This window comes from Dyella silvatica, from assembly GCF_026283955.1.
Taxonomy (GTDB): Bacteria; Pseudomonadota; Gammaproteobacteria; order Xanthomonadales; family Rhodanobacteraceae; genus Dyella_C; species Dyella_C silvatica.
On the sequence record NZ_JAPDPE010000017.1, the window covers coordinates 45303 to 59553 of the forward strand.

At 61.5% G+C, this 14251-nt stretch carries 4 protein-coding genes and 2 pseudogenes; all 6 read left to right on the plus strand.

Going from position 1 to position 14251, the window contains the following annotated elements; genetic code table 11:
• Positions 1–214 precede the first annotated feature (214 nt).
• Positions 215–8878 carry a glycoside hydrolase family 94 protein gene (locus OUZ52_RS05605; RefSeq protein WP_266157358.1) on the plus strand — a complete coding sequence of 2888 codons (8664 nt, stop codon included), beginning with the start codon at positions 215–217 and terminating at the stop codon, positions 8876–8878.
• A 109-nt stretch (positions 8879–8987) separates the two neighbouring features.
• Entirely contained in the window at positions 8988–10394 is a 1407-nt protein-coding gene (gene zwf / locus OUZ52_RS05610) for a glucose-6-phosphate dehydrogenase (RefSeq protein ID WP_266157359.1), read from the plus strand.
• A gap of 108 nt (positions 10395–10502) precedes the next feature.
• Entirely contained in the window at positions 10503–11207 is a 705-nt protein-coding gene (locus OUZ52_RS05615) for an HAD family hydrolase (protein ID WP_266157360.1), read from the plus strand.
• Positions 11208–11232: 25 nt separating this feature from the next.
• Positions 11233–12336: a transaldolase gene (gene tal / locus OUZ52_RS05620; RefSeq protein ID WP_266157362.1), complete on the plus strand. Its 1104-nt coding sequence runs from the start codon at positions 11233–11235 to the stop codon at positions 12334–12336.
• Positions 12333–13983: pseudogene (pgi, locus tag OUZ52_RS05625) on the plus strand (glucose-6-phosphate isomerase). Before tal ends, pgi begins: the two are co-directional and overlap by 4 nt.
• A pseudogene (locus OUZ52_RS05630) lies at positions 13980–14251 on the plus strand (alpha-D-glucose phosphate-specific phosphoglucomutase); the annotation flags it as partial. The pseudogenes pgi and OUZ52_RS05630, both read left to right, overlap by 4 nt.

Here is a 14251-nt window from a genome sequence, read left to right on the forward strand (position 1 = left end):
TCGTGCAGAGCTACTGCAAGCGCTTGATTTCACAACGCGCCAGGACGCCAGCTCAAGGCGAAAATCAGGTATGAATTGTGCCAAATACAGCAAGCCAACTGCTCACATTTACCTCTAAGTCAGACCGGTTCATCAAGGCTACACAAGCTCATCGCCAGCGCTTCACGCGCCTCTAGACAGATTGCCATGCCCCCTTGAAGGAAAATTGGTTTTAATGATTGGCAGCGCACTCGATTTACTCAAGCTGCGGCGTTTGAAAGCATTTCGCCGCCGTCGCGCTGCCTTACGCACAAAGCCCGAGCAAGAGCCTGCGCTACGCTCGGAACTGTTCAGCGCCGATCAAATGGAGCGCCACGGCCAGTCACTGGCCAGCCAGCATCGACTGAGTCCACGCGCCAGCAGCAACTTGCTGCTGGCGCGGCTGACCGACAATGAAGCGGTGTTGATCCATGCCTGCGAAGGGCTTACCGCGGCAACCCGGCATAAGCGCCGCGTCACTCCTGCGGGCGAGTGGCTGCTGGACAATTTCTACCTGATCGAAGAGCAAGTGCGCAGTGCCCGGCGACATTTACCGCAAGGTTATAGCCGCGAGTTGCCACGGCTGGAACACGGCCCGTCGACTGGGCTGCCGCGGGTCTACGACATTGCGCTGGAAATCATTTCGCATGGCGACGGCCGGGTCGATACCGCCAGCCTGAGCCGCTTCGTCAGTGCCTATCAAACAGTCACCCCGCTCAAGCTCGGTGAGCTGTGGGCGATTCCGATCATGCTGCGACTGGCCTTGATCGAGAACCTGCGCCGGGTCGCCGCACGAGTCATGGCCGACTGGCGCTACCGCGGCAAAGCGGCACGCTGGGCCGACAATATGATCGCCATTGCCGAAAGCGACCCGAAGAATGTGGTGCTGGTGGTCGCCGATATGGCGCGATCCAATCCCCCCATGACCGGCCCCTTCGTCGCTGAAATGGCGCGCCGCCTGCAAGGGCAAAGTCCGGCGCTGGCGCTGCCGCTGAGCTGGATCGAGCAACGGCTGTCTGAGTCAGGCCAAAGCATCGAATATCTGGTGCAATGGGAGGCCCAACAACAGGCCGCCGATCAGGTATCCATCGGCAACAGCATCGGTAGCTTGCGTGCACTGTCGGCGATCGACTGGCGCGATTTCGTCGAGCACACCAGCATCATCGAACAACAGCTGCGCGAAGATCCGGCAGGGGTCTATCCCGCCATGGATTTCGCCACCCGCGATCGCTATCGCCGCGAAGTGGAGATGCTGGCACGCAACAACACCCTGACCGAACAACAAGTCGCCGAGGCGGTGATCTCGCTGTGCCGCGAGGACACCACCGTGGCTGCAAGCACACTGCATCGCCACGTCGGCTTTTATTTGCTGGACAAAGGGCGCCGCCAGCTGGAGCGGCGATTAGCGCTACGCCCCTCGCTGACCGACCGGCTACGCAGACTGTTCGACAAGGCGCCGTTGCCGATCTATCTAAGCCTGCTGGCGCTGCTGACCTGCTTGCTCAGCGGGTCACTGGTGCGCGTGGCCATTGATGATCGGCTGCCGCTGTGGCTGCTGATAACCGTCGCCGTCCCAGCGACCCTGCTCAGCAGTCAATTGGCCTTGAGTTTGCTCAATTGGCTATTCACGCTGACCATTACGCCACGACTGCTGCCTCGGCTGGACTATTCGCAAGGCATCCCTGCGGACGCCCGCACGATGGTGGTCATTCCAAGCATGTTTTCCAGCGAGCCGGACATCGACGGGCTGATCGAGGCCATGGAAGTACGCTTTCTGGCCAATCGAGACCCCAACCTGCACTTTGCGCTACTCACCGACTTCACCGACGCCATCAGTGAAACGCTGCCGGAAGATGAGGCGTTGTTACAGGCTGCACAACGGCGTATCGAAGCACTCAACAAAAAATATACCGGCCCTGGCGCCGACCGTTTTTTTCTGTTTCATCGTTCGCGCCAATGGAATACCACCGAGCAGTGCTGGATGGGCCACGAGCGCAAGCGCGGAAAGCTGGCCGACCTCAACCATTTGCTGCGCGGCAAGGGTTTCGACCGTTATGCGCTGATCGTCGGCAACCTGGCGACCCTGCCTGCGGTGAAATACATCATCACCTTGGACACCGATACCCAGCTGCCGCGTGATTCAGCGCATGAGTTCATCGGCACCATCGATCACCCGCTCAATCGCGCCGTCTACGATCCCGAACGTCGGCGGGTCATCTCCGGTTACGCGATTCTGCAGCCGCGTGTCGGCATCAGCCTGCCGAGCACTTCGCGCTCACGCTACGCCAAGCTTTATGGCGGCGATGCGGGTATCGACCCCTATACGCAAATGGTTTCGGACGTCTATCAAGACGTGTTCAGAGAGGGCTCGTTCATCGGCAAAGGCATTTACAACGTCGATGCCTTCGAGCTCACGCTGGAAGGTCTGTTTCCTGAAAACAGCATTCTCAGCCACGACTTGATCGAAGGCTGTCATGCCCGCTCGGGGCTGATCAGCGATGTTCAACTGTACGAAGAATATCCGGCGCGCTATGGCGCCGACGTCAAGCGCCGTCATCGCTGGATCCGCGGCGACTGGCAGTTACTGCCCTGGCTGCTGCCCTGGGCGCCGAGTGCGCATAACGGCTGGTGCAAGAACGCGCTGACGGCGTTGTCGCGCTGGAAGATTCTCGACAACCTGCGCCGCAGCCTGGTGTCGCCATCATTGTTGATCCTGCTGATCTTTGGTTGGCTGGTGTTGCCGCCGGTCTTTTCGTGGACAGTCGCCGTGTTGGCGATGGTATTGATTCCACCGATGCTGTCGGCCGTACTGGACCTGCTGCAGAAGCCACGCGAAGTGCAGTTGGATCAACATTTGCCCGCGGCCCTGCGCGCCACCGGCCAGCATCTTGCGCGCATGGCCCTGGCCCTGGCCTGGTTGCCGCATGAATCGCTTTACCATCTCGATGCCATCGTGCGCACGCTTTGGCGCATGATCGCCAGTCGGCGACATTTGCTGCAGTGGCAAACCTCCAGCGAAGTCGAACGGCATAGCAGCAACTCGATCCATGCCTTGTTGCGCATGATGTGGATCGGCCCGTTGTTGGCAGTCATGCTCACCATCACGCTGGCACTGCAGCGGCCATGGGTGCTGATCCTGGCCGAGCCGCTATTGCTGCTGTGGCTGGCCTCGCCATGGATCGCCTGGTGGATGAGCAAGCCACGCCAGCCCAGCAGCTTTGCCCCTACACCGATACAGCTACGATTTCTGCGTACGCTCGCACGCCGAACCTGGGCGTTCTTCGATACCTATGTCGGGCCCGACGATCACTGGCTGCCGCCGGACAACCTGCAAGAACAACCCAGCCCGGTCTTGGCTCATCGCACCTCGCCGACCAATATCGGTATGGCCTTGCTGGCCAATCTGGCCAGTTACGATTTTGGTTTTATCAGCGCCGGACGCTTACTCGATCGCAGCGCGAAAACGCTATCGACGATGAACGTCCTGCCGCGCCATCGCGGCCACTTTTACAACTGGTACGACACGCTGACGCTGCAACCGCTGGCGCCGCTCTATGTCTCGGCGGTGGACAGCGGCAACCTGGCCGGGCATTTGCTGACGTTGCGTCCCGGCCTGCTGGCCCTGCTCGACGAGCCGGTATTTCAACCGCGCATCTTGCAAGGCCTGCTCGACACGGTAGACACGCTCAGGGATGCGCTTGACGACAGCCGTACCAGCGCCTTGAACCGGCTACAAAAAGACCTGCAGAACGCGCTAGCGTCGCCGCCATCAACAAGCACCGAAGCGCTGACGTTACTGCAGCGGCAACGCGATCATGCTCACGCGCTGACACTTAATATCGTCACCGAAGCCGGCAGCGATGCTGAGTTCTGGCTCGACACCCTGGTCAGCCAGTGCCAGGAACTGTGTGATGAAGCGGACCTGTTTCAGCTCGCCCCCCTGCCGCCAGGGACAGCGCAGATGGATGGGCACCTCACCTTGCGTCAGCTGGCGCAAATCGAATTATCGAACGGGCCGCCTGAAGTCGAAACTCACGCGCACCTGCATGCGCTACGCCAACGCGCACGCGAGCGTATCGACGCGATAGAAGAGCTTGCGCAGCAGATCAGCGCCCTGGCCCTGATGGATTATCGCTTTCTCTACGACAACGCACGCGACCTGCTCGCGATCGGCTACAACGTAGACGAACGGCGACTGGATAGCAGCTATTACGACTTGCTCGCCTCCGAGGCACGACTGGTCAGTTTCGTGGCGATCGCCCAAGGCCAGCTGCCACAAGATAACTGGTTCTCGCTGGGCCGATTGCTGACCACCAGTGGCGGCGAACCGGTACTGCTGTCCTGGTCGGGCTCAATGTTCGAATACCTGATGCCGATGCTGGTCATGCCCAGCTATGAAGGCACTCTGCTCGAACAGACCTGTGAAGCCGCGGTGGCCCGGCAAATCGAATACGGCAATCAACTCAGCGTGCCCTGGGGTGTTTCCGAATCGGGCTACAACATGCTCGATGCACACTTCACCTATCAATACCGCGCCTTTGGCGTGCCCGGCCTTGGCCTCAAGCGCGGGCTCGGCGACGACCTGGTCATTGCCCCCTACGCCTGTGTGCTGGCGATGATGGTGGCGCCCGCCGCCGCTACCCGCAATCTGCAACGGCTGACCGAAGCCGGTGCGCAAGGTCGTTTTGGCCTGTACGAAGCCATCGACTACACCCCGGCCCGATTGCCGCCAGGGCAAAATTCGGCCTTGGTGCGCTCATTCATGGTGCACCACCAGGGCATGAGCCTGCTGGCGCTGGACTACGCGCTGCATGACCGGCCCATGCAACGGCGCTTCGAATCCGATCCGCAATTTCGCGCTACCAGTCTGCTGCTGCAAGAACGCGTTCCGAAGACCGCCTCGGAATACCTGCACGCATCCCTCTTCCCCGAAATGACCGGTAACCCTCACGTGACCGAAGCCCGCCTGCGTGTATTCACCGACCCGGATCGCCCGCAACCTGCCCTGCAGCTGCTGTCGAACGGCCGTTACCACGTCATGGTCAGCAGCGCCGGCGGCGGCTACAGCCGTTGCCGCGACCTCGCCGTAACCCGGTGGCGCGAGGACATCACATGCGATAACTGGGGCATGTTCTGTTATCTACGCGATGTCGCCAGCGGCGCTTACTGGTCCACCACATACCAGCCGACGCTGAAGAAAACCGAGCTGTTCGAGGCGATTTTCTCCGATGCCCGTGCCGAGTTCCGCGTGCGTGAACGCGACTTCGACACGCACACCGAAATCGTCGTCTCCCCCGAGGACGATATCGAACTGCGGCGTACCCGCATCACCAATCGCGGCCGCACCCGGCGCACGATCGAACTGACCAGCTACGCCGAAGTGGTATTGGCATCGCCTGCGGCCGATACCGCACACCCGGCCTTCAGCAAATTGTTCGTGCAGACCGAACTGATTCCCGCGCTGCAAGCCATCGTGTGCAGTCGCCGGCCCAGTTCCAACGACGAAACCATGCCATGGATGTGCCATCTGCTGGCCGTGCACGATGCGGACATCGACGAAATCTCCTATGAAACCGATCGCTCGCGCTTTATCGGTCGTGGCCGCAGCGTGGCGCAACCTCAGGCGTTGGGTACGCCGGACCACGAACATCGGCGCCTGTCCAACAGCGAAGGCTCGGTGCTCGACCCGATCATAGCGATCCGCTGCCGGATCAGCCTGGAGCCGGAGCAATCGGTCACCGTGGATATGGTTACCGGCCTGGGCGATACCCGCGCGGACTGCTTGCATCTGATCGAAAAATACCGCGACCGCCATCTCGCCGATCGCGTGTTCGACCTGGCCTGGACTCATAGCCAGGTGATGTTGCGGCAACTCAATGCCACCCTGGTCGATGCCCAGTTGTACGAGCACATGGCCACGTCGATCATTTATCCGAACGCGAGTTTGCGGGCGGAGCCGGGCGTTCTCTTAAGCAATCGTCGCGGGCAATCGGGCCTGTGGGGTCAGGCGATCTCAGGCGACCTGCCGATCGTGCTGCTGCAAATCGCTGACCCGGCGCGCATCGAAGTAGTGCGTCAACTGGTACAGGCGCACGCGTATTGGCGCCTGAAAGGCCTGGCCGTCGACTTGGTGATCTGGAACGAAGATCGAGTCGGCTATCGGCAAGAATTGCAGGACCAGATCATGGGCTTGATCGCCTCGGGCAGTGAGGCCAGCTTGCTGGATCGCCCGGGCGGTATTTTTGTACGGCCGGCGCAGCAGCTTTCCAGCGAAGACCGCATGGTGGTGCAAGCGAGTGCGCGAATCATCTTGTCCGATACGCGCGGCAGCCTGACCGAACAGGTCAACCGGCGCCGACTGGAAACACCCACGCCGCGTCTCAAAACCAATCGTGCCCGGCACACACCATTGACGATAGCGGCTCCAGGTTCGGCCATGCCGTCGCGCGCCGATACCCTGCAATTGAGAAACCCTTATGGCGGCTTCAGCGCAGACGGCCGCGAGTATGTGATCACCCTGCCCCCTGGCGCAGCCACGCCGGCCCCATGGGCCAACATATTGACCAACGCCAGTTTCGGCACGGTGATCTCGGAAAGCGGTAGCGCCTATAGCTGGGGCGAGAACGCCCATGAGTTCCGCTTGACGCCATGGCATAACGATCCGGTCAGCGATGGCAGTGGCGAAGCGCTGTATCTGCGCGACGAAGAAACCGGCCAGCTATGGTCACCCACGCCCCTGCCTTGCCGCGGCAAAGGCGATTACGTCACCCGCCACGGTTTTGGCTACAGCGTGTTCGAGCACAGCGAGGACGGGATTTACTCCGAGCTATGGGTTTATGTCGCCATGGACGCCTCGGTGAAATTTTCACGCCTGCTGCTGCGCAATGATTCGGGCCAGCCGCGCCAGCTCAGCGTCACCGGTTATGTCGAATGGCTGCTGGGCGATCTGCGCGAGAAAACCTCGATGCATGTGATCACCGAGTCGGACCCGTCCAGCGGCGCGCTATTCGCCCGCAATGCTTACAACACCGAGTTTCCGGAACGGGTGGCCTTCTTCGATGTGGATGATCCGGACCGTGGCATCAGCGGCGACCGCAGTACCTTTCTGGGGCGTAACGGCAGCACCCGCGCACCGGTCGAGCTGGGGCATACCCATTTGTCGGGCCGGCTTGGTGCCGGGCTGGATCCCTGTGCCGCCCTGCAAGTAACCGTGGCGCTGGACGACGGCGAACAACGCGAGGTGGTGTTCCGGCTTGGGTTGGGGCGCAATACCGCCGACGCCAGTTCGCTGGTGCAGCGTTTCCGCGGCAGCGGCCCGGCGGCCGATGCCTTGAAGGCAGCCCGCGCCTATTGGGATCGCACGCTGGATACCGTGCAGGTAAAAACCCCTGATCCGACCATCGATCTGCTGGTCAACGGCTGGCTGATGTATCAAATCATCGCCTGCCGCTTCTGGGCACGCAGTGGCTATTACCAATCCGGCGGCGCCATCGGTTTCCGCGATCAGCTGCAAGATGCCATGGCGATGATCCACGCCGCGCCGCAAAACATGCGCGAACATCTGCTGTTGTGCGCGGCGCATCAATTCCCCGAAGGCGATGTGCAGCACTGGTGGCATCCACCGATGGATCGCGGCGTGCGCACCCATTGCTCCGATGACTATCTATGGCTGCCTCTGGCCACCAGCCGCTATGTGCTGGCAACCGCCGACACCGGCGTACTGGATGAAATGGTCGGCTATATCGAGGGCCGCCCACTGCAAGCCAGCGAAGAGTCCTATTACGATCTGCCGCAGCCATCGAAGCTGCGCGAAACGCTTTATCAGCACTGCGTGCGGGCGATAGAACACAGCTTGCCGCGCGGTGTGCATGGCCTGCCCTTGATGGGTAGCGGCGACTGGAACGATGGCATGAACCGGGTCGGCGAGGCCGGCCGTGGCGAAAGTATCTGGCTGGGCTTCTTCTCCTGCGAAGTGATGACACGCTTTGCCGACGTCGCCCGGCTGCACGACGACCAGGCCTTTGCCCAGCGCTGCGAAGGCGAAGTGGCCAAGCTCCGCACCGCACTGGAACAGCATGGCTGGGATGGCGAGTGGTATCGCCGCGCCTATTTCGACGACGGCACGCCGCTGGGTTCAAGCAGCAACGAGGAATGCCGCATCGACTCGATCGCGCAGAGCTGGTCGGTGTTGTCCGGCGCAGGCGACCCGGCGCGCCAGCAGCAGGCGATGAACTCGCTCGATCAACACCTGGTACGCCGCGATGCCGGCCTGGTGCAATTGCTCGACCCGCCGTTCGATCACTCAACCCTCGACCCCGGCTATATCAAGGGCTATGTCCCCGGCGTGCGCGAAAATGGCGGCCAATATACCCATGCCGCGGTCTGGGCCACGATGGCGTTTGCCGAGCTCGGTGACAGCGCGCGCGCCTGGGAGCTGCTACGCATGATCAACCCGATCAGTCACAGCGACAGCGCAGCCAGACTGGAGATCTACAAGGTCGAGCCCTATGTGGTATGCGCCGACGTCTACGCCGCCGCACCGCATACCGGCCGCGGCGGCTGGAGCTGGTACACCGGTTCGGCCGGCTGGATGTATCGCCTGATCACCGAGTCGTTGCTTGGCCTGCAACTGCGCGCGGGACGGCTGCATTTTGCGCCGGTACTGCCTACGGGCTGGGATCATTTCAGCTTGAATTATCGCTATCGCAACACCTTGTACCGCATCAACATCCAACACGGCGACACCGGCACGACGCACACCGTCTGGCTGGATGGGGTCGCCCAAGCAGACGGTTACATCACCCTGGTGGACGATGGCATCGAGCACCACGTCGAGCTCAATCATCCGCGTGCCACATGAGGTACTCACACTATGCACGGGCTTAACCCAAGCGCGTGCATACTAGCCGGACCCTCGTTTGCCATCCGCCAGCCGCAACCTTACCGTCATACAGGAGAGAGCCATCGCTATGGCGACACCTCATTCGGATGCCTTGGTCTTTTTCGGCGCCACCGGCGACCTGGCCTATAAAAAAATCTTTCCCGCGCTGCAAGCCATGGTGCTCCACGACGGTCTGGACCTGCCGATCATCGGCGTGGCTCACTCCGGCTGGACCCTGGAACAATTACGCCAGCGCGCCCATGACAGCCTGGCGCAGGCGGCTAAAGAGCAAGGCAACCGTATCGATGAGGCGGCGTTCGAAAGATTCGCCGCGCAGCTGCAATACATTGATGGCGACTACAACGACCCGGCCACGTTTCAGCAGCTGAAAACCATGCTGGGTTCGGCCACCCGTCCGCTGCACTATCTGGCGATTCCACCGAGCCTGTTCGGCACCGTCACCAAGGGCCTGCAACAAGCCGGCTGCGCTAACGACGCGCGAGTGGTGGTAGAGAAACCCTTCGGTCGCGACCTAGCCTCTTCGCAACAGCTCAACCGCCGGCTGCATGAGGTCTTTGCCGAGCCGGCGATTTTCCGGATCGACCACTATCTCGGCAAAGAAGCGGTACAAAATCTGCTGTACTTCCGCTTCGCCAATACCTTTCTCGAACCGGTGTGGAATCGCAACTACGTCGACAGCGTGCAGATCACCATGGCTGAAAGCTTTGGCGTGGCCGGACGCGGCGCCTTCTACGACGATATCGGCGCCATTCGCGACGTGGTGCAAAACCACCTGCTGCAAGTGATCTCGTTGCTGGCCATGGATTCGCCAATCGGCAATGACCCCGAGTCCTTGCGCGCGGAAAAACTGCGACTGTTCCATGCCATGCGGCCAATCGACCCCAAGCAGGTCGTGCGCGGGCAGTTCCGCGGTTATCGCGAGGTCAACGGCGTCGCCGCCGAGTCGAATGTCGAAACCTTTGTTGCTCTGTGCATGTATATCGATACCTGGCGCTGGGCAGGCGTGCCGTTCTACATCCGCACCGGCAAGAGCTTGCCCATCACGACCACCGAGGTCATGGTGAAGATGAAAGCACCGCCATTGCCGATCTTCGATGAGATCGGCCCGGCGCAAGCGAACTATTTCCGCTTCCGGCTCAGCCCCGAGGTGGTCATCGCCGAGGGCGCCAGGGTTAAGCAACCCGGCGAACAAATGCAGGGCGAGCCGGTGGAGCTGGTTGCCCGGCATCATTCGGAGCCGGAGAAATCGCCTTATGAGCGCCTGCTCGGCGATGCGATTCGCGGCGACAACTCCCTCTTCAGCAGCGATGAGTGCGTCGAGGCCGCCTGGGCCGTGGTCGATCAGGTACTGACCCACGAGGGCGCGGTAAGCATGTATGAGCCCGGCAGTTGGGGGCCGGCTGCCGCCGCCGACCTGGTCAGTGACAGCCAAGGCTGGCACGACCCAGTTGCCGAAGCGAGTAATCCGCGCTGAGTAAAGCCCCCTGAGCAAGCCTCGGTAAGACCACGTTGCGTCAGTCCGGATTAAATTTGCGCAACAAGCAAACACAGGTTGAGTACTAGCCCCATGAGTTCAGGCCCGATGAGTCCAGCACAAACCAAGCCAATCGTTTTTCTGCTCGATGTCGACAACACCTTGCTCGATAACGACCGTTTCGCCGAAGACCTCAGCGCACGGCTGGAGCAATCGTTCGGTCATGCCGAGCGTGAGCGCTACTGGGCCATCTACAACCAGCTGCGCGACGAATGGGGTTATGCCGATTACCTGGCCGCGCTGCAACGTTTTCGCAGCGGGCTGGATAACCATCCGGCCTTGCTGCAGATGTCGGCCTACCTGCTGGAGTATCCGTTCGCCGACCGGCTCTACCCGCACGCGCTGGAGGTAATCAGCCACCTGCATACGCTGGGGCAACCGGTGATTCTGTCCGATGGCGATGTGGTGTTTCAGCCACGCAAGATCCAGCACGCCGGCCTCTGGAACGCCTTGCATGGCGAGGTACTGATCTACCTGCACAAACAGCACATGCTCGAGGCCATGCAGCAGCGCTACCCGGCGCAGCATTACGTCATGGTCGACGACAAGCCGAATCTGCTGGCCGAGATGAAACAAAGCCTCGGCATCAAGTTGACCACGGTGTTTGTCCGCCAAGGCCACTATGCCGCCGCGGCCCCCGCCGGTATCGAACCGGCACCGGATCTTGAAATCAACAACATTGGCGAGCTGCGCGGGCGCACGCTTGAAGACTTTCTATTAGCGGCCACAGCAACCGCCACGACCGCCCGTTAAAGCCAGCTACGCGGAGGAAGCCAGCATGAAAGCGACCCAGCAACTGCATAACCTCGGGCAAAGCCTGTGGCTGGACAACATCACGCGCGCACTCCTCGACGATGGCACCCTGGCCCGCTATATCGCCGAAGACTCGATTACCGGGCTGACCTCCAACCCGAGCATCTTCGATGCGGCCATCGGCGGCAGCGATGCCTATGACGCGGCCATCCACGCCAAGACCCTGGCCGGGCACGACGGCGAACACTTGTTTATCGAGCTGGCCCTGGAAGACCTGCGCCGTGCCGCCGACCTGTTCCGCCCGGTGTTCGATGCCACCGAGGGGATCGATGGCTGGGTCTCGATGGAGGTGTCACCGCTGCTTGCCGCGGACACCGACGGCTCAATCGCCGCAGCCATACAAATCCATCAGCAGGCCGGGCGCGACAACCTGTTCGTAAAAATCCCCGGCACCCCACAAGGCATTCCCGCGATTGAGGAAGCGATCTTCCTGGGCATTCCGATCAATATCACCCTGTTGTTTTCCCGCGAGCATTATCTGGCCGCCGCCGAAGCCTATCTGCGTGGGATCGAACGGCGCCTTGCCGCCGGGCTGAATCCACGCGTGGCGTCGGTCGCATCGCTGTTTATCAGCCGCTGGGATGTTGCCGGCAACGCGCAACTGCCGGACGCATGGCATAACCGGCTCGGCATCGCCGTGGGCCAGCAAACCTACCGCGCCTATCGCAGCTTGCTTGCCTCACCGCGCTGGCAAAAGCTGGCTGCTGCGGGCGCCCAGCCCCAGCGGCTATTGTGGGCCAGCACCGGCAGCAAGGACCCCGCCGCGGCCGACACGCTATACATCAGCGCCCTGGCGGCTCCCGATACTGTCGATACCATGCCGGAAAAGACCTTGCAGGCGTTCGCCGATCACGGTCAACTGCACGGGGTCATGGCGACCGACGGCGGCAACGCTGACGATGTACTGGCACAGCTTGCCGAGGCCGGGGTGGATATCCAGGCACTGCCGGCCCAGTTGCAGCGCGAAGGTGCGCAATCGTTCGTCAAATCATGGCAACAATTACTACAGCGGATCGCTGAAAAGTCGACCGCGCTTAACGCAAAGGCACAAGGATCCATTGCACGATGAGCCGTCCCAATCTCACCACGCTGCCGCAGTGGAAGGCACTGCAACAACACTTTTCCCAGGTCGGCCAGCAGCATCTGCGCGAACTGTTCGCCGCCGACCCCAAACGTGGCGAGCGGCTGACCGCCGAAGGCGTCGGCCTGTACCTGGACTATTCCAAGCAGCGCGTCAACGCCGACACCCTGCGCCTGCTGGGTGAACTGGCCCAGGCCTGTGGCTTGCAACAGCACATCGCGGCGATGTTCAGCGGCGACAAGATCAACACCACCGAACATCGCGCGGTACTGCATGTGGCGCTACGCGCCCCGGCCGACCAAACGATTCTGGTCGACGGCAAAAATGTGGTGCCGGATGTGCATGGTGGCCTTTGCCGAAGAGGTGCGCGGTGGCGCCTGGACCGGCCATACCGGCAAGCGCATCCGCAACGTCATCAGCATCGGCATCGGCGGCTCGGACCTGGGCCCGGTCATGGCCTACGAAGCATTGCGCGACTATAGCCAGCGCGATATGACGTTTCGTTTTGTCTCCAACGTCGACGGCACCGACTTCGCCGAGGCCACCCGCGACCTGAATGCAGACGAGACTTTGTTCATCGTCTGCTCGAAAACCTTCACCACGCTGGAAACACTGACCAACGCGCATGCCGCGCGCGCCTGGTGCCTGCAGGCGCTGGGCGATGAGCAAGCCATCGCCAGGCACTTTGTCGCGGTGTCCACCAATGCTGAAGAAGTCGGCAAGTTCGGTATCGATACCGCGCACATGTTCGGTTTCTGGGATTGGGTCGGCGGCCGCTACTCGATGGATGCCTCGGTCGGCCTGTCGACCGTGCTGGCTATCGGACCAGAGCGGTTTCGCGAGATGCTGGCCGGCTTTCATGCCATGGATGAGCATTTTCGCCATACCCCGCTAGAGAAAAACCTGCCGGCGCTGATGGGCTTGCTGGCGATCTGGAACAATAATTTTCTCGATGCCGCTACCGTGGCGGTCCTGCCGTACGAGCAATACCTCAAGCGTTTTCCCGCTTACTTGCAACAGCTGACCATGGAGAGCAATGGCAAGCACGTTACGCTCGACGGCTCCGAGGTGGGTTACGCCACCGGCCCGATCTACTGGGGCGAACCCGGCACCAACGGTCAGCATTCGTTTTATCAGCTGATTCACCAAGGCACCCGCATCGTGCCCTGCGATTTCATCGGTTTCGGTCAGCCGCTGAACCCCCTGCCCGCCCAGCACGGCGGCGACCAGCATGATTTGTTGATGGCCAACCTGATTGCCCAGGGTGAGGCGCTGGCCTTTGGCAAGAGCGCCGAAGAAGTCCGTGCCGAAGGCACCGCCGAAGCGCTGGTGCCGCACCGCACGTTTGAAGGCAACCGACCCAGCAGCACCCTTCTCGCCTCCAAGCTCACGCCCTACGCCCTGGGCACCTTGATCGCACTGTATGAGCACAGTGTGTTTGTGCAGGGGGTGATCTGGGATATCGACTCGTTCGACCAATGGGGCGTGGAACTGGGCAAGCAGCTGGCGAAAACCACGATTGCCGAACTCACCGCCAAAGATGAGCCCAAGCTCAGCCATGACAGCTCAACCAATGCCTTGATCCGTCGCTATCGCCAACTGCGCGACGGTCAAACGCCGGGAAGCGCCGCATGAGCCAGCAAATCCATGCGCTGGCGGGCCAGCCGGCGCCGGCCTCCATGCTCGTCGACGTGCCCAAGCTATTGGCTGCCTACGTCGACTTGAAGCCGGACCCCAGCGTGTCGGCGCAACGCGTTGCCTTTGGCACCTCCGGCCATCGCGGCAGCTCGTTCGAGCGCAGCTTCAACGAGTGGCACATCCTGGCGATCAGTCAGGCGATCTGCGAGTACCGCAAGAGCCAAGGCATCGATGGCCCGCTGTTCATGGGCATCGATACCCATGC

Excerpts from the sequence above, each read along its gene's own strand:
- OUZ52_RS05605 (WP_266157358.1), top strand. The coding sequence starts at position 215 with ATGATTGGCAGCGCACTCGATTTACTCAAGCTGCGGCGTTTGAAAGCA.
- zwf (WP_266157359.1), top strand. The coding sequence starts at position 8,988 with ATGGCGACACCTCATTCGGATGCCTTGGTCTTTTTCGGCGCCACCGGC.
- OUZ52_RS05615 (WP_266157360.1), top strand. The coding sequence starts at position 10,503 with ATGAGTCCAGCACAAACCAAGCCAATCGTTTTTCTGCTCGATGTCGAC.
- tal (WP_266157362.1), top strand. The coding sequence starts at position 11,233 with ATGAAAGCGACCCAGCAACTGCATAACCTCGGGCAAAGCCTGTGGCTG.